General features: G+C 54.2%; 11 protein-coding genes. 3 read left to right on the top strand and 8 right to left on the bottom strand.

Annotated elements, in window-relative coordinates; all coding sequences use genetic code 11:
* Nucleotides 1-89: 89 nt before the first annotated feature.
* The 6 genes from IPN69_15190 to IPN69_15165 form a co-directional block, all read right to left on the bottom strand.
* Nucleotides 90-575: a hypothetical protein gene (locus tag IPN69_15190; GenBank protein ID MBK8812056.1), complete on the bottom strand. Its 486-nt coding sequence runs from the start codon at nt 573-575 to the stop codon at nt 90-92.
* A gap of 48 nt (nt 576-623) precedes the next feature.
* A complete protein-coding gene (locus tag IPN69_15185) occupies nt 624-2,654 on the bottom strand; it encodes a hypothetical protein (protein MBK8812055.1) in 2,031 nt (676 codons plus the stop codon).
* A 257-nt stretch (nt 2,655-2,911) separates the two neighbouring features.
* Nucleotides 2,912-3,241, bottom strand: coding sequence for a hypothetical protein (locus IPN69_15180; GenBank protein MBK8812054.1), 330 nt, complete (start codon nt 3,239-3,241; stop codon nt 2,912-2,914).
* Between the two features lie 747 nt (nt 3,242-3,988).
* Nucleotides 3,989-4,486: a hypothetical protein gene (locus IPN69_15175; GenBank protein ID MBK8812053.1), complete on the bottom strand. Its 498-nt coding sequence runs from the start codon at nt 4,484-4,486 to the stop codon at nt 3,989-3,991.
* Between the two features lie 360 nt (nt 4,487-4,846).
* Entirely contained in the window at nt 4,847-5,437 is a 591-nt protein-coding gene (locus IPN69_15170) for a hypothetical protein (GenBank protein ID MBK8812052.1), read from the bottom strand.
* Nucleotides 5,438-6,546: 1,109 nt separating this feature from the next.
* Nucleotides 6,547-7,137 carry a hypothetical protein gene (locus IPN69_15165; protein ID MBK8812051.1) on the bottom strand — a complete coding sequence of 197 codons (591 nt, stop codon included), beginning with the start codon at nt 7,135-7,137 and terminating at the stop codon, nt 6,547-6,549.
* A gap of 93 nt (nt 7,138-7,230) precedes the next feature.
* Between IPN69_15165 and IPN69_15160 the strand changes: the two genes are divergently transcribed.
* From IPN69_15160 to IPN69_15150, 3 genes are read left to right on the top strand one after another with little or no spacing between them, the layout of a single operon-like run.
* Complete coding sequence (locus tag IPN69_15160; GenBank protein ID MBK8812050.1) at nt 7,231-8,172, top strand: IS21 family transposase; 942 nt, start codon at nt 7,231-7,233, stop codon at nt 8,170-8,172.
* Nucleotides 8,169-8,441 (top strand): hypothetical protein, encoded by a 273-nt coding sequence (locus IPN69_15155; protein MBK8812049.1) that lies wholly within the window; start codon nt 8,169-8,171, stop codon nt 8,439-8,441. The genes IPN69_15160 and IPN69_15155 overlap by 4 nt, the downstream gene beginning before the upstream one ends.
* Nucleotides 8,441-9,256, top strand: a complete 816-nt coding sequence (locus IPN69_15150) for an ATP-binding protein (GenBank protein MBK8812048.1) — start codon at nt 8,441-8,443, stop codon at nt 9,254-9,256. Before IPN69_15155 ends, IPN69_15150 begins: the two co-directional genes overlap by 1 nt.
* 12 nt (nt 9,257-9,268) lie before the next feature.
* Here the strand turns inward: IPN69_15150 and IPN69_15145 are convergent, their stop codons facing one another.
* Together IPN69_15145 and IPN69_15140 are read right to left on the bottom strand one after the other, a co-directional pair.
* Entirely contained in the window at nt 9,269-9,772 is a 504-nt protein-coding gene (locus tag IPN69_15145) for a hypothetical protein (GenBank protein ID MBK8812047.1), read from the bottom strand.
* A 1,502-nt stretch (nt 9,773-11,274) separates the two neighbouring features.
* Nucleotides 11,275-17,568 (bottom strand): VCBS repeat-containing protein, encoded by a 6,294-nt coding sequence (locus IPN69_15140; GenBank protein ID MBK8812046.1) that lies wholly within the window; start codon nt 17,566-17,568, stop codon nt 11,275-11,277.
* Nucleotides 17,569-18,134: the final 566 nt, after the last annotated feature.

Here is an 18,134-nt window from a genome sequence, read left to right as displayed (position 1 = left end):
GTCGTAGGTCGTGTCGACATAGGTGTGCTCGTTACGATCTGAAGTGTTTTCGGTAAACGAAGTTCAAAAACACAATGTGGGAATTGTGTTCATTCACTCCGCTTGCATGGGTAAAAGAGCCGTCCAAACTCTCCGGAACACGGTTTTGTTTCAAAACCTTCAAAACATGGCTGGACAAACAAATCCTTGTTTTTCGGGAAGTAGACCCGCAACTCAAGTTGACCGCGTACAAAGAAGTCGAGAAACCCCTTTTGGGGGTCGCGTTCTCCACTTGCCGTGATAATCCGCTCTTTCAAACGTGATTTGATGGAGAACGACACCAAAAAGGTTTGGGCATTAAACATCCGGCGCATTGCCAACCTCGCTCGCTCGGACTTGGCCAGGTGAGATACGATAATAATCAAGTCCTTGGCATCCGTCCTTGAATCGAGCGCTTGTAGAGCATTTGAATTATTCGGACACTCCGATTTCAGGACCAGATCTCTCGGACTGAGCAGGTCAATTGCGTCTTGTGCAGACGACGTATCAAAACACGTGAACACAATTACAACGCCAAATGTTAATTTGATAATCATACTCCTCCTGTGTAATTTCAAATGAATCATCGCCCAATTCGTTCCAAACTAGCGGAGATTTAGTTCCAGACGCCCGCTGCGGTTATTATTCGCATACCACCATGTTGTGCTGATGTCACCGCAAAAGACACTTCTCGGATCAATCCGTTTGCCATTGCTCGAAAAAATCATATGAGTGTGAGTGCCGAACCCTTCGAAACCGCCTCCGACATCTACGCGTCCCCCGTAACCACCAGCAATTCCGATTGGGACCGAGCCCATTCGATTCGACGCCCCCGGTCGAGGTATCAATGGATCACCATTGGCGTTGGTCGGGCCGATGTGGGTGAAATTAATGCGGAGCGCGCCCCGAAATCCATATCGCGCTAACGATCCCGGGGCGTAAGTGATTGCGAGCTCGTTTTGAAACTCATTCTGTGAACCACCGATGCCGGATCGGGCCTTTTCAACTGTATAACCGGGCGGTGCGAAAACATTAGTTTCATTAATGCCAATTCCGTTTGAAGATGCGTAAAGATGAATCGTGCCGTTTGACGGCGACTCATCTCTTACCCTCCATGTTGGATCGCGGAGGAATCCAGTTGGCCCCAATTGTGAAGGGTTAAGGACGGTTGCGGCTACCGATACTCCATTCCCAAAGATACCCGACAAACGAGAATCGCATTCCGCCTGCTTGTTCCAGCTTTCAAGGAACGGCGAAAGCAGATCGTCGACGAAAGCTGCCCCACCATCGGGGCCACTTCCTGGCCCAACGAGCGCGCGAAGCGCCTTTTCCAAATCATCAACTGAGGGTTCGTCAGCATCTACATAACCCGGGACGTACGAAATGTCGACCGTCCAGACGAACTTCTTCTTCTTCGGCTTCTTTTTTGGTTTCCACGAACTTTGAAGTGCGGATGCGGCGAGAGTCGAGGTCAGCGACGGGCCAGAGGAACTCGCATGTGAATGTTCGTGTTCAATGTTGCCGGGATCCGGTTCGTTGTTCGGGTTTGAGAATCCGTAGATCTCGTCAAGGCCGGCCGAGAGATCCTGCAACACTCTTTGCTGGCATTCAAACGGCATCGACTGAAATCGGTCTTCGGGCTTTTCCGCCCAAAAGCTGTCCGGAATCGAACACTGCCATTCGGGAAAGCCGGAGTTTCGGGCGGCGGTTTCGTATCCGGGACTGTTTTCGGTGTCCGGATCGGCGTTGGCGACTACCTGTCCGAGCGGTTCGGTCTCTTCGGCCGCCGCCGACCAGGTTCCGTTCGATCCCGCCCAACGGAGCGTCGTTCCTGTCACCGGATCGGCAGTCGTCCAGCGCGAACCCGTGGCGGTTGAAACATAACCGATAACGGCGCCGCCGGCAAGAATCTTCGTACCTTCGCCGATCTCGCCGATCGTTCTCAGATTCGTCCCCAGCACCGTTGACCATACCTGATGAGTTTTCGGCATCGCCGTCAAACCGCCCGACGGCGGAGCGCTGCGCTGATAAGTCCGCTGATTATGTTTCGCCACCACGGGCCGCCCGTCGCCGTCGAAGACATACTCCGTAACATTCTCCTGGACCATATTGAGGTATCCGTTGAATCGCCCGAACCGTTGGTCGAAATACCTCACGCGACGTCCGGCCGAATCGTTAGTGCTTGTCCCGGTCCCCTCCGGCATAGAGTCGATCGGCTGCGAAACAACGTTTCCCGCCGCGTCGTACCCGACCAAACTGCTCTGTATGCGCCCGTTAGAGTAACTTTCGGAAAACGAGATTGCTGCGCCCCAGTTCACTCCGCTGCGCCCGGAAAGGTTCGAAAATCCGTCGTACTCAAGCGCCTGTTCGTAAACGCGCACACTCCCGTTGTTGTTGCTCTGGCCCATCCCGAACTGGTTGTGCGTCAGACGCCCGGCGAAATCATACTTCATCGTCCGATCCCATTTGTCATCGAGCAGGTCGTTCTTCGCCGTCACCCGCGAGTCGTTGCCGTGCGTGAAGTCGGCCTTCATCACGAATCCGTTCGGTTTTGTGACTTCGTTGTGGTTCACCCGTAACCGGTTGTCATAGCCGAGTTTGATCTCCGGAGTCTCGGTCGGAAGCAGGTAATCCATCTGCTTGATCTGGCCGAACGCACGATATTGGAAAGGATGAATACCAACCGGCGAAAGCGAAATTTACGATACCTGCTGTCTCAAAACGCCGGAGAGAATCGCCTTCCTGAAATATCCGATATGTCCAAGACACCTTTTTCCGGGCCATAGATTTCGTCCCCGAATTCGAAACGAGCCGTCATCTTTTTCTACTTTTGGATCCGAGAGCCAATTATTATCGTTAGCGCGGATTTCGAGTTTCATTTGGAAATTCACGGTTACTTGTTGTGCATTACGTTAATAATGGACCCATCATTCTTGTCAATCCAAACAGTCGGACATCCTCCAATCAAACCTGGGGATTCAACTTTGAGACTAAACGCCACTTTCCAAGCGCTTTCATCGATGACCTCGACATCACAACCGCGAAAGTCATAATCGTAAATAAGGTAACCGCGTGCGACATAAACCGCAGTTTCTTTTGAAATCCGGGCCGTCTCGGTCTTTGATTCGATAATGTTTCTGTTGGGTTCACGATACGCTGATAGCGAACAGCCCAAGAGTTGCATTGAAATGAAGGCGACGAATACGGTTCTTAAATGACTCATGTTTTTTTAACATTGCTTACCTGCAATTCCTCGTATCCAATGAGTTCCCTGGAAATCCGTCAACCGGTGGCTCGGCCAATTCGGGGTTGAATCCAGCTCGCTCGGGTCCGACGCCGCGACGCCAAATGGCGCTTCCGCCCAATTCATCGTCCTTCGCCTCATAAACTACCAGGTTCGGAACCCCTGTTGATGTGGCTACCTTGGTGTCACGAAACGACGGTCCCGTATTTTCGAAAGGGGCTAAGAATCCGTTTACGTTCGTTAACATCGCGTCAATCTGTGTTACCTCCGAAAACGGATGAGTATGAAACAAGGCGATCAACCGTGCACCGGTGACGGGGGGCGGGTTGCGGAGATCGACTTGATTTGACATTCTTCTACTTCTGTCCGCAGTTCTAAGAATCAGCTGTCCGTTTCGTCTTTGATAAATCCATCCTCCGGCTTCCAAGGGGTAATTCGTTCGATGCATCGTGGACAACCCGGAAAGGGATAACGCCTCTGCCGTCTTCGTATCTCGACAACACCGGCAACACGCATCAACGCACGGAAAAAAATAATGCCAAACGCCCCCTTCGTCTCCATCAAATGCGCTCTGCTTGAACACCACCGTTAGTGAAATTGATTGCTCTGTCCTTCAGCGACACCAGCTGCGCCTTCGACGGCGCGACGAAATTGCCCCGGCCAAACGCCCCCTTCGTCTCCCAACATTGGGTTCTCATTCTGCGTACGACGCCTAATGGATTTGTGCTACGAAAGACCATGATTTGTTCGCGCAAACCGATTCCACAATTGTCGAGAGAAGAAAACTAGATCCGCAAGCAGTAACAAAGAGGTGATGACCACCATAAGTGCGCCAACATAGGGGTAATACCCAAATAGATGTGAGTACTCGACCAGCCACTCATCTCCGCGCGTGCGAAACACGTTCCCGATCACGATGCATTGGGTAAATGCAACAATCAAAAGTAAGATGCCAGCAAATTTGAACCGAAACCCGAGTCGGCGAGAAATGAGACTCCCAATATATAGTAATGACACAAAAATGAGGCGAAGGGCGAGGTCGTGAAAAGGGTTATCGTCGATCTGGATGAAACGGTTTTCCCTATACATCACCCACCACGCCGCTCCAACACCAAAACTTGTTGCCGATAAGAGGACTGAAAGCACGATCGCCGTCAAGTTGAGTGCGAACAAGAATCTCTCAGCTCTTTTCTTCGAAAGGTTCTCGCGTTGTTTATTGGCCATACAATATCTTCGAACCCCCTTCCTTTGTACAGTGCTTCAGTACGTCTTTGTACTTTTGACCATATGAAACTAACTCATGCGGCTTAACTCCCCAAAACCGGTCGCTCAAACTTCGTTCACGCGTGTCCGCAAGCCCGCCGGTGTGAAGCAAAGAATGAATAATGATAACTGAGAAGTATTCACCTGCCTCGGTCAGACCTTGATCGGTTTCCGCGTCGCGCCGAGGGTTTAGGCCATCAGGCGATGGAACGCGCGCTCCTTGGTGGCCGAACTGCATAAATTCTGTGATCGTTCGGATGCGATTTGCATCGAGAATCCCGTCATCAATCTGTCTGCCAGTTAGCGCACGCTTTTGCGAAGTCAATCAATCCGGAAGATAACTGGTTCGGTAACAACCGGGTCGGTCAGAACGCGCCCGACCGCGGCAAGGACCCGAGTCTCTTTTTCGCGTTCTTTACCAAACCACCGCCAAGTTTCGATCTGAAGCTTGAGAACGTGGATTCCGGGACTTAAGCGACTTTTCAAGAATGGGATTCGGACAAGTAGTTCCGTAGAGTAAGTCTGTTCACCAGAGATCGTCGCGAACTCGTCAATCGAAAAAGCCGGTTCCGTTCTGGTGTCATCGGTCAAAACGGATACGCTGCTGCTTAATTCAAACTCCTTCTTGTTGGCTTCTGCGTCAGATTTTGAAATCCAGAAATGTGAGGCTGAAACCCATCCTTTGTAGATTCGAACGGGGCTCTTCCCAACATTGGAAAATGTCAACTTCAGCTTCAAGTCAATCGTCGAAACCTCATCGTCTCCAGTCTCAATCGACATCCTGTCCAGCAACTCAGTGCGAATCCTTACATTCTCCGCCGCACTCATCGGACAGGGAGTCTGGCTCCAGCCTGGGTTGGCGAATGCCTGGATCGCAATCAAGCAAAGGAAATACAATACGGCAATTTTCATACTACCTCCGACGAACGGGTTTACTCCTTATCTGAGACACTTGCGCTAACAATACCACCCTTCAATCGAAACGGCTGAAAAACGCCATTCTCGTCCAATCGAAAGTACGAAACTTTTATATTGCCGCGATCTGTTTCGGACTCAACCTTGAGAAGCACTTTGCCAATCGGCATCGCTAGCTTCACCGTGTCCGAATTCGGCCAAAAATTCGCGGGAACAGGGATCGGCGCCGCGATTTCGATTCCGGCAAGCGTCGCTATCCCGAACTTGGCGCTTTTGAACGTATCCCGCGACTCGCCGTTCAATTTCGCAAGCCCGAATTCAGTATTCCGAAAATTCAGGATCGGTTGCACTCTTCCGAGATCGTACAAGGTTGCCGGCATTGTCGGTCCGCTGAAGATCAAACCTGAATTTTGCACCGATGATTCTTCTGACGCACGGCATTCCTATGTCCGTCACTTCGCCGACATCGGTTCTGCTCATGTTGGGAGATGTCCGAACTGTTTCGAAAAGAATGCGCCGGACCAGGACCAACTAAAGACAACTCAAAATGCTCCGGAAATTTCATCAGCGTTGTCCTTCGGACTGCGGTTCGCAGTCAAGGTAGTCCAACTCAGTCCGCGGATAAAAGCCAACTTCCGTGATCTTGCCATTGACTGCGTAGTAGAATGCACCGGCGGTTTCATCATCAAAGTAGAGTGCGCCAGTTTGGTCCCTTACTTGTTCGCCCTGAGTCTCGAAAGATCGATCCCTAACTTCTTCGGAGAAACCGGTTTGTTGAGAGAAAAGCTGATCTCAATCACCGTGTCTTTCGGGACTCTCCAGCCAAGTAATTTGGTTTTTCCGTTCTCAGTTTTTGCAACGCACCTCCGCTCGCGTATATGGCTGAAAGACTGCCGTCTACCAATCCCCAGGTATCGATCAGGCGTTTCCAGCAGGTTTCGCAGGGCCGAAAAGCGCGACAACATCCTGTCTCTTAGATTCGAGCAGTCTGATCTGCTTCATCTTCTCGAGCCATTCCGGCGAAGCTGCCGATGTCACGCCAACTGACAGATAGGCGAGTAACCCCAGCAACAAGATTTTGAGTCGAATGTCTTTTTCATATGAAACTACCAATTGACCGAATACGGATCAATTTTACATTTTGTATTGATTATGGATCTGAAATACCGTGACCGAGCATCGTCCATAGATTCACCTCGCTCGCGGTCCTTTTTCTTCGGCAACGGATTCAACGTCGCCTCATCAGTAGTTAGCGCATTGTAGGAGGCCTTGGCGTACGAGTTGTGGCCCGAAATCCCCTCCCGATGGATCGATTCGTGAATAATCGTGATTAGGTAGGTTAAAATACGCTGATTTTTGCCGGGATCGTCGGTCACCGACGACCGCAGATAATAATTCGTCTGCGGCGCGGGATCGGACGATCCGAAGTTCTTCACGCGCTTTGCCAACCGTCCGTTGCCGTCGAACCAATCGCGCGTCGGCGCCATCGGAAGCCCGCTGTCGGGATCGAACTGCGACGTCCTGACCAGACGTCCGGCCGCATCGACCGTGTAGCTCGCCTCGTCGTCGATGGTAATGTTCCCCTCGGCGTCGTAACTCCAGTACGGACTGCGGTTCGTGTTGTCGTAAGAATAGTTCGACGTGTGCTGCGTGTTGTAATAGGCGCCGGAAAACTGCGTGATGTGACCGAATGTCATTATGCGTGAGAAAATGACCCCCTAGCATGCGTTTGTTTTTGACCCCCCTGGACGGCATTTTTGATAACTTTCGTGAAACGGAGGTTATCGGGAATGCTTGGAATGGAGGAATGGATGGAGGTCAAAGACTTGAAAAGGCAGGGGCATTCGATAAAGCAGATCTGCCGGATGACGGGATATTCGCGGAACACGGTCCGCAAGGTACTGCGCGAGGGTTCGCCGAAGCGCGCGGCGGAAGCGAAACGGGGTTCCAAACTGGACGCGTACAAGGATTATCTGAAGAAGCGGTACGAGGAGACGGGCCTCAGCGCGGTTCGGCTGACGGGCGAGATCCGGGGAATGGGGTTCGCGGGATCGTGGGACATCGTGAGGCGGTACTTGCGGGAACTGGACATCGGGGCGAAGGTATCGGCGAAGGCGACGGTGAGGTTCGAGACGCCGCCCGGCAAACAGGCGCAGGCTGACTGGGCGGAGATCGGGTCGTACATCGACGAAAAGGGGAGCCGGAGAAAGATCTACGCGTTCGTGATGTTGCTGGGTTTTTCGCGGACGATGTACGTCGAGTACACGCGGCGGATGCGGATGCCGGAGCTGATCGGGTGCCTTGAGAGGGCGTTCGCCTACTTCGGCGGCTGGCCGGAGACGATCCTCTTCGACAACATGGCGCAGGTGCGCCTTCCGTGCGGGAAACTGAACCCGCAGATGGCCGACTTTCTGAATCACTACGGGATCGCGCCGAGGACGCACCGCCCGTACCGGCCGCGGACGAAGGGCAAGGTCGAACGCGCGGTCGGGTATCTGAAGGACAACTTCATCAAGGGGCGGGAGTTTGCCGACCTTGCGGATCTTCAGGCACAGGGCGCGGCGTGGCTGGAAGAGGCGAACGGACGGAAACACGGGACGACCGGAAAGCGGCCCTTCGACCTGCTGCGGGAGGAAGGTCTGACGCCGTACGGGTCGGCGCCGCGGTACCGGCCGTCGGTCTGGAAGAAGCGGACGGTAAGCGTCGACGGGTACGTCTCGATCGGGGCGTGAAGTACTCGGTGCCGCCGGAAGCGGTCGGCCGCAAGGTCGTGGTCGAGCAGGGAGAACGCCGGGTGACGGTGCGCACGGGCGAGACGGTCATCGCCGAACACCCGCGGTCGCTCAAATCCGGCGAAAGCGTGGCGGATCCGGCGCATGTCGCGGCGATGTGGAAACTGACGGTTGAAACGCGTGAGGCGCCGCCGAAGAGATCGGGACGGGTTCTGTTCGAGACGGTCGCGGCGGCGTCGCTCGTCGCCTACGAGGAGGTGATCGGCTGATGAAGGTCTACGAAGATATGGCATCGTCCGCGCTCGGCGAACTTGATCTCAAGACCGCCGCGGTCAATCTTGACACGATCGCCCAGCGGGCGGCCGCCGAGGACTGGAGTTACACGGAGTTCCTCGGGCGGCTGCTCGAAGGCGAGATCAGGCACCGGCAGGAGATGCGCGTCGCGCTGAGCCTGCAGTTCGCGCGCTTTCCGTACCCGAAGAGGCTTGGCGAATTCGATTTCAAGGCGCAGCCCGGCGTTGACCGGAGGCTCATTGACGAACTGGCGACGGGGCGCTTTCTGGCCGAAGGGCGGAACATCGTCTTTCTCGGGCCGCCCGGAGTGGGCAAGACGCATCTCGCGATCGGGCTCGGGGTGATGACGGCGGAACTCGGGCACCGCGTCTATTTCACGACCGCCGTCGACATCGCGCGCAAACTCGTGCGGGCGATGCACGAGAACCGGCTCTCGCGCGAGATCAAGAACCTGACGCGCCCGAAACTGCTGATCATCGACGAGGTCGGCTACCTGAAGCTCGAACCTCCCGAGGCGAGCCTGTTGTTTCAGGTCATCTCGGAGAGATACGAACGCAAGGGAGCGGTCATCCTGACGAGCAACAAGGCCTTCGCGGCCTGGGGCGAGGTCTTCGCCGGAGACGCGGTGATGGCGAGCGCGGCTCTCGACCGGCTGCTCCACCGCTCGACGGTGATCAACATCCGGGGCGAAAGCTACCGGCTCAAGAAAGCGGGCCGCCGCGGCGCATGGAGTTGTGGAAGAGTTGTCGGCAATTGCCGCCAACTCTTCCACAACTCCGGACAACAATGACTAAAGGGGGGGTCAAAAACTAACGCCTGTAAAGGGGTCAAAAATTAACGCTGATTGACAACCGAACGCGTCGTGCGTGTAGTTCATCGTGTACGGAATGTTCATCGCGTTGTCGGTATCGCCGCGCGCCGGAGCGCCGGATTTCGCCTGCGTCGTCCGGCCGACAAAATCGTAACGGTAAAGCCGGTCGAACTTCGGATCGATTCCGTCGTCCGAGAATTTAAGGCTCCCGTCGCCGTAATACTCAAACTCCTTTTTGATGAGCGGAGTCGTGCCCTTCCTGACCTCGAAGTCAACGGCTTGAAGCCTGTTGTTGAATGTTGAAATCGTCATCTGAACGCCGTTCCCGTAACTTACGCCCTTGAGCCGCCCGCGCGCGTCGTACGAAGGGCTATTGGCATATGTTGTTATTCCGTTGAAAGAGGTTGCCCCGACGACCGCCGTCAATCGGCCGGTCCGGTCGGTCGAATAGTCGAACTGCAGCTGGCCGAACCAACCAATCCGGAGGTTTTGCATCGACCGCGACGAAAAAGCCAAAAATAAAGAAGATCATTCCGCAAATGCTTCGGAACTTCATTTTGTGAATCCCTCCTTGCATAACGTAAACTGTTTCATCTTTGGTCGCTCCTGTCTTCCGATTCCGTTTTGGTCGAACATCGGAGCAAATTCTGTGAGACGGTAGGTTCAATCAGTAGCGAACTAAGTCTTTTGCGCTGCGTCGAGTACGAATATCCGGATGCCGGATCAACGCGCAAGAAAGTACCGTCATCCTCACGCGTGGTTTGAAAACCCGTCGTGTCAATCTTCAGTCTCTTGAATCTCGGCCTGTTCTCCGGCGGGAGAAGTATCACTAACCGAATTATCGTGTCCTTCCGAACTCTATAATCGTAGTATTTCTCGCAATCCCCTCCGGAGTAGGTCACTTCCACTTCACCGAACTGTGTCTGATACATTACGGTTTGAATTCTACCGTTCGGAAAGCTATAAACCACGGATGCATCACTGAAACTCCGCTCAAAATCCTTCCGGTCCGATTCAAGGAGTTTGATCTCGCGTTGGAGTTTCACAAACCAGATCGGAGGTTGCGAAATGCCGTTCATCTTGAACACCATCAAACCCGCGATTGCTGCAACCAAGAATCGGATTCTCATTCTTTTTCAAAGCCCTCCTTCGTACAGTACTCTCTAACGAACCGATCGAGATTCCAAATCGAATCCGTATCGCCAATTACCTTTCGCACTGCCGTGTTTAGCTTGTTGTGATCATAGGTTGAATTGTTCCCGGCCGCATGGAATATGTCGCGGAGAAACGTCGATATGGTCGATATTTTTGGGCTCTTATCATTGACCACCGCTTTGAAACTCGAGCCGTTTCATCCTATTTCGCCGCAAATCCTCCGATCGGTTCGAGTTTGGGGCACAAGGCGCTTCTGCACAACAGCAAACTGAAGCAAAACAGGCGCGGCACCGCATAACGTAAACTGTTTCATCTTTGGTCACTCCTGTCTTCCGATTCCGTTTTGGTCGAACATCGGAGCAAATTCCGTGAGACGGGAGGCTCAATGAGTAGCGAACTAAGCCGTTTTCCCTGCGTCCAATAGGAATATCCGGATGCCGGATCGACGCGGAGGTATGTTCCGTCATCCTCTCTTGTCGTCTGAAATCCAGTCGTGTCAATTTTCAATTTCTTGAATTTCGGCCTCATTTCCGGCGGCAGCAGGACCAATAATCGAATAATCGTTCCCTTTCGGACCCTGTAGTCGTAGTATTTCTCGCAATCGCCTCCAGAGTACGTCACGACAATTCGACCAACCGCCATACGATACGTCACAGTTTCGATACTGCCGCTTTTGTAGCTAGTCGACGCGTTCGCGTCACTGAAAATCCGCTCAAATTCCTGCCGGTCGGTCTCAAAAAGCTCAATTTTTTCTTGAAGCTTCGCAAACCACATCGGAGGTTGCGAAATACCGTTTAGCGTTAACAACATCAAACAAGCGATTGATGCGATGAGTCGAATTCTCACTCTTTATACCCCTCCTTCGTACAGTACTTTCGAAAGAAACGATCTAGATTCCACTCTAGATCGTCATCACCGATTACTCTCCGAACCGCTTCGTTTAGTGATGGATGATCATAGGTTGAATGGTTCCCGGCTGCGTGGAATATCTCGTGCACAAAAGTCGACAATGTGGTTATGTTGGGGTTTTTGTTGTTGATGACCGCTTCGAATCTCGAACCATTCCATCCTGTTTCGCCGGCGGGCGCGCCCACGGCAGTCCATTTGCCATTTAACTTGACGCGAATCGTCGTCACATTCTCGCTGACACCATACAGTTTGTTTCTGCCACCAAAGAAACTATCAGCGAGATCCTTCACTGAAGTAGTTTTCGACCCAAGCGCTTCAAGCAGTTCGTTGAGTTTATCCTCGCACGAATCGTCGCCGTTCTTGATTCCAAGAGCGTCCCCGAACTCACTCTTCAAGTCAGCCAACTCCTTGTCCGTCAATTTTTGTTTGCGATCAGCAAGGCTTTTCGGTAGCTTTTTGATTGCTTGCTGCCCAAGCAAACGATGCAAATCTGACATGCCGTACCCGTAAATGCTCGATACGAAATTGTTGGATGATCCTTCGGCGTAATTGTAGCCACTCATCCCGAGAAAAGCCCCGGAATAGAGTTCGTGAAATGTGTCATAGGCGACCGCCATCGGATTGTCGAGATTTCTCAACGGTCGCTGGCCGATTTCGAACGGCAATTGCGCGAACCGATCGTTGCGTCCGTAGAAAGGAAAGTAGTTCCCGCCGAGGCCTTCGACGACATCGCAAGGGCCGAACAGTCCCCCGAAATTGCAGAACTGCATCGCGCTTGCTGCCCATGCGCCCGGGTAATCGTGCGAGTTCAGAAGATACTGACCCCGTTCGGGTTGCTGCGGCAGGCAGAAATACAGAGCGTTCTTGTTCAGCGGATCGAGTTCAACGCCGGAAAAACTCGGAGAGTTCCGGTCTTTGTCGGTCGTCCTCCGACTGATCTTTGCCGGATCCCAATGTTCCCATTTCACGCTCTCGACCGGTACCGCGTCGTCACTCAATGTTTGCCTCGCCAACAAATCGGCACCGGCATAAACGAATGTCTGGCTCTTTTTGCCGTCACCCGCGACTTCCGTGATGATTTCACCCGATTTGACCGTCGAACGGATATAGTACTTCCGCGTGGGTTCTTTCCATTGATTGTTCTCGAAATCCCACACCTTCTCGATCTTCTTCACCTCAAGTCCGTCACCATCGTAAACGCGGTCCAATTCGTATTCACCGTCATTCGGCAGATGCCTGACGTTGCGTCCGGCCGAGTCGTACACCTCGGAAAACCCGTCCTTGTTCGTCGGGCGCCCGTCGGCGTCGTAGTAATCGCCGACCGTGCGGTTGTTTTGATAGATATGGCTGAACGGAAAGTCCCCATCATGACCGCAATTCGATCCCGGCTTCCAGATTCCCGATCTTGCGGTCAGGTTTCCGAATTCGTTGAATGTATAGTCTTGGCGATAAAGCAGTGCGGAGGGTGGCGGATCCGCGGGCGCCTGCCCCTTAGCCTCGATGCCGGTTCGCGTTTCGACGACCCGCGAAAGATTATCGTACCGGAACAACCGGTGCCCCTGCGCCGAAAGACGGTCCTCCATGAATTTCAGGGTGCCGTCTTGATAATACTGATAGCTGCAATCCATAAGCGTCGCGTTGCCAGACAAAGTGAAATCGCTGACCCGAAGCTGATTATCAAACGTCGCCTGCGATGAAACGTTGTTCCCGTAGGTAACTTGCTTCGGAGCATTCCAGGCCCGGTATTGCGCCGACAAAAGATAGTTCGTTACGTTTCCGAACGTCGATCCCGAAATCGCCGTCAAACGCCCGACGCGGTCATTCGTGTAGTTGATTTGCTGACCAAACGGGTCTTTCAGCGATTTCAAATCGCCAGACAGCCCGTAAGTGTATTCGAGTTTGTACCCATTGAGCGGCGCGTTCGGCAGGGAATCGCTGAAAGTTCTGGTTTCCGCAACGATTTGGGAAAGACTGTTGTAGTCGTAACTCGCACTTCCGGTGCCGCCTGTTTCCGACATTCCAATTCGGTTGCCGGCATTGTCATACGAAAAACTCGCTGTTGGCGTGACTGCGATTCCTGAGTTCGCCGGCACCGAATAGCTGACTTGCGTAAGAAGCCCTCTTGAATTGAATGCGAGCGTCTGCTTGGCCCCTCGAGCGTCGGTTATGGATTCGAGATTTCCATCGGGGAAATAATCACGGCTCGTTTCGGATTCCGCGTTTTGCTCCGGGCGATGAATCGTCTTCACCCGTCCGTAGCCATCGTAGGTCAGGCTTGTTGTGTGATGTTCGTTGTTCAAAACCGCCGTACCCTTAAATCGGCGGGATAGCAACGGATTATCAGCCCCGTTGTAAACCGTCGTGGTTGAGTTGTAAATTGTGTCGTTCCAATTCAGAATCTCGGTTTTTACAACCCGCCCCAAAATATCCCGGTAAATCTTCTGTGTCCGTCTTCCGAGGTTATTCGGATTGTTTCCCTGCCAGTCGGTCTCGGTGATATCCTCGCCCTTTATTGTCGTCACTTCGCCGCCGGCGCAACCGCAGCCCTCGTAGGTTATGAGTTGGTCCTTACCGTCGGAACCTGTCGAATCGCTTGGGATGTTTCGGGTGACCCGGCCTTTCCAGTCGTACTCGGCGGAGTTCCACAGCCAGCCACCGCGGGCTGCGTCTTCGTTCTGGAGCGTCCAGCTTGAGTTCACCTCGGACGGAACGCTTTGGCGCTTCACCTGTCCGAGAATATCGTACTCGGTCTGTACGCCCGACCAGGTGAGAGTCGCGCCGTTTGAATCCCACGTCATCGGCGTTCGCGCTCGTCTAACCCTTCCCGCGCCGTCGGTCCAGGTTTCGGAAAGGACTTCGTCGGCCGTGTTGCCGACGCCGTTGTTGTCTGTGTCGACAACGGTCGAATAGACCTTTGACTGAATTCCCGAGTCCGGATACACGAACCTCGAGTAACTGTATTCCTGAAGCGTTCCCTGAATGTCCTTCCAGAGCGATTCCCGTTCGATCCGGCCGACATCGTCATATCCGCGCGTTGTTTTCTTGCCGTACGTGTTCCCGGCCGGCGCCGGGGACGTTGCCATCACGTTCGCGCCCGTATCGAAGCGATATTGGACTTCAGAGTAGTTTCCGGCGGGATCGTAGAGTTTTGTCGGATAAGCGTAGGTGTTGCGCGTTGTCGGGGTGTCATTGAAGTTGTCGGCGTAACCGATCTTCGTAGTCCGCGTCGATGTCGACGTCCACGGCGAAACTTGCGCGACCGGAGCGCCGGCGATGTTGTATTTTGTTTCCGTCTGAATGTACTCGTTCAAGTCGGGAACGCTGTAGCGTTTTCTCGATGTCAGATTCCCGCGTCCGACCGTGAACGACGCGCCGTAAGCGCTGTCATGCCTGATGACGTTCGTGATGTTCTGCTCAAGTGACGTATCGCTGAAGTCTCCCTGGTCGTAAAAGTAGTCGACCTCCGATACCTTCTCCAATTGAAGGGTCGACTGATCGTATCCCCACGAAATCGTTTTCGACGGCAATCCGATGATTCTCCGCGAAACGTATGCCGTATCAAGATTGTAGGCGGTTGTCGACTTCTTGTGCAAGAAATTCGTCGCCCCGTCTTTGACGCGGACCTCGCTTACCAGTCCGTATTCGGCGGTCGTCGTGTTGGGGATCAGACGATAGTCGATCTCCGTGATCTTCCGGTTCGATGTGTCGCCGACCTCGGATGCGGTGACGCGCGGATTCGTGATGTAGGAAGCATTTGTGTCATCCTGCGTCCATTGGTTCCAAGTCCAGCGCTTTCGTTCATTGTTTGCCCAGTCCTCGGTGGCGATCGTCAGGCCTTCCGTCCAGCCGGATGAACCGACCCACGTTTTCGAGACGGCGCCGTGCGGATGCCCCGCCATTTCGACTTCGATTCTTGTTGCCGTTCCGGTGTGGCCGCCGAGATCGTACGTCTGATTGGGGTAAGTTCTGATCTCGGTCTCGATGAACTGCTCGGTTCCGCCGACGATGTTGAAGTTTTCCGTTTTTGACCAGGTTTTTGAGAAACGCGGACAATCTTCGGGCGCCGTTCCAGGTGTCTCCAGATCCGTCTTGACTTCATTGAGCTGATGCCCGTCGGCCGCCTTGTTCGTGATCTTCCAGACCTGTCCGTATGAGTTGTAGCTGAAGGCGGTGCTTGGCCCCGTGCCGTTGGTTTCCGTCGGGAACGTGACTTTGTCGAGCACCTTGAGCGAAAAGCCGTTGCCGGGACCGATCACCGAAAGCCCGTTGAAGTTGGTATTGATCTCTTTCGTCGTATAGGAAAGCGTAGCCCAGGTGCGCGTGAAATCACTTCCGGCTCCGTTGTTCGCTTTCCACGTCTGGGTGACTGAGATCGGGAGAGATTCGTTGTTGTAGTTGACCGTAACGACGCGCCCGAGGGTGTCGGTCACGGTTTGAAGAAGTCCGTTGGCGTCATGGTTGATGGCGATGTAGTTGCCGTTGCGGTCGGTGATCTTCTGGCAGCGGTAGGCGCCGTTCTTCCATTCATAATCGGCGCGCGTGCCGTCGGTTCCGGTGACGGTGATCGTCAGTTGATCGGCCGGATCGTTCGGGCCGGACGTTCCGTTTATCTTGAGCTCGGCGTAGTTTGAATCGGCCGTTTCGAAGATGTTCGAATTGGTCGTCTGCCGGAACTCGGCTCGGCCGCCCGAGGGCGTGACCATCAGATAGGCGAACTTCTGGGTCGTCGCGTCATAGTAGACCGGTTCGATTGTCGGGAATCCGAAACGGAATCCGGGTGTCAGGTTCGAATTGTCGGCATTGAAAACGATTGTGTTCGTCGCCGGATCCTTGGTCCAGACGAGCGAGTTGTAGGAAAGCCCGAAACCGGCGTCGAGACCGGCGCGTCCCGGCAAACCGAAAAGCGAGGTTCCCCAGGCGAAGTTCCGTGAATAGAGGTCGCTGCGGCCCGTTGCGTTTTTCGGAGAAAGCCGGACCTTGGCGAAATCGTAGCCGTAGATGTAGCCGCCGATCTGTTTCAGATACGCCGAAGAAACGGCCGTGTCGCCGGCGACGCCGAGCGTTTCATAGGTGTACGAGTTGGCCGTTCCGCTGTTGACTATGTACCAGGTGCCGTTTGTCGGCCGCCAGACCGCGAAATCCGCCTTGCCGTCGCCGTCGTAATCGGCCGGAACGGGCTGGTCGCCGTAGCTTCCCCAAAACTCAGTCAGATAGGAGTTGTTCGAATCCCCGCTCTTGGCGGCGTACCAGACGCCGGTGGTGCCGCGATAGACGGCGAAGTCCGTCTTGCCGTCATTGTCGTAATCGGCAGGAACCGGAATGTCGGACGCGATCCCCCAATGGAAGGTGAAATAGCCGTTCTGCGATCCCGAAACATGCCAGTCGCCCGACGAAGGCCGAAAAACAGCGACGTCCGTTTTGCCGTCACGGTCGAAATCGCCCTGCGCGGTGATGTCGCCGGTCGCGCCGAAAGCGCTTGAAACCGTCTGGCCGTTTGTGCTTTGTTTGATCCACCAGGTGTTTGTCGAGGGCCTGAAGACGGCGCAGTCCGAAACGTCGTCGCCGTCGTAATCGCCGACTACCGGCCTGTCGCCCGAGGCGCCGAACGAGACCGTCTCGGTCTGGCCGTTCGAACTCTTCCTGATCGTCCACGTCCCGGCGCTGAAGACGGCCATGTCGGTCTTGTCGTCGCCGTCGAAATCTCCGGGCGCGATCGTCGCCGATGATGAGCCCACTGTAGCCGTCGTGTAGTTGGCGCCGTTCGAGTTCTTTACTTTCCATTCCGAGTTTGAAGGATGGCGCCGCGCGATGTCGGCCTTGCCGTCAAAATCGAAGTCGAAATCGACGCTCGCCGCGGGCTGCGGAGGCGGAGGCGGTGAAAATGCATTGGGATCGGCCGGAACCGGCTGCGTCCCGGGCTGTTCGAGCCCCAACGGAACGCGGGGCCCTCTGACGAGCCCGAGCAGCGATTTGTTGAGGAATGAGCCGGCCGAACCGATCACGGACGCGATCGACGCGGTCATCGAACCCGGGGCCGAGACCATAAACGGCTCGGGTGGAGTCGCATTCGGCGCCGCCGCGGCCGGTGTCGAACTTTCGCTCATCGCCGAAACCGCTGCGAAATCCCATAACGGAAACGTCGATGTCGTCAGAGCCGCGAGAATGACGGTTGCAGCGAATCTGACAAGGGCCGGTTTGAGTGAACTGCGAAACGACTTCGATAACATCCTTTTGTCCTCCGACGAACCGTCCCGGCAAGCCGGACGTTCTTGAACGGGGAAACGGAATGACTTAAGATGCGGTCTGCACGGTGCATCTTTGAGACGGTTCCGTTTCAATTGATAAACCAGCTGCCCGGACGATAAAGCCAATTATCGTCCGGGCTTTTCTGATTCAACGGCTCAAACAACAAAACGGCCGAAGCTGCTTTCGCTTTCGGCCGTCATACAAAATTCACTTCGCATCGCGCTCACGCGACGCGCGAAACCTGTGGAAGTTCCTTCATTCAAATTGATTCCGATCGGGTGAGCCATCTCATTCACCTCTTGCGAGTCCTCTACAATATGCGCGGTCGCACGGGAACGCGCCCCCAAATTCGAGTTGTAGCGCCCCGGTCATCCCAAGGCTCATCGGATAGCCATTCGGCGTCTCCGGATTTTGTCGGAACTGAGGTGTTTATCTGTCCATCCCCCGAACAAGGTCAACTACTTTCTCATAATGTATCGATCAGTCCATCTTATCTGCGAAGGCGAATCGGTTGTCGGGCAGGATTTCCGAACCTTTTCCCGCCGGA

It is taken from the genome of Acidobacteriota bacterium, from assembly GCA_016715115.1.
Classification (GTDB): Bacteria; Acidobacteriota; Blastocatellia; order Pyrinomonadales; family Pyrinomonadaceae; genus JAFDVJ01.
Note: the sequence above shows the minus strand (reverse complement) of the source record. Positions and strands in the feature narration are given on the sequence as shown.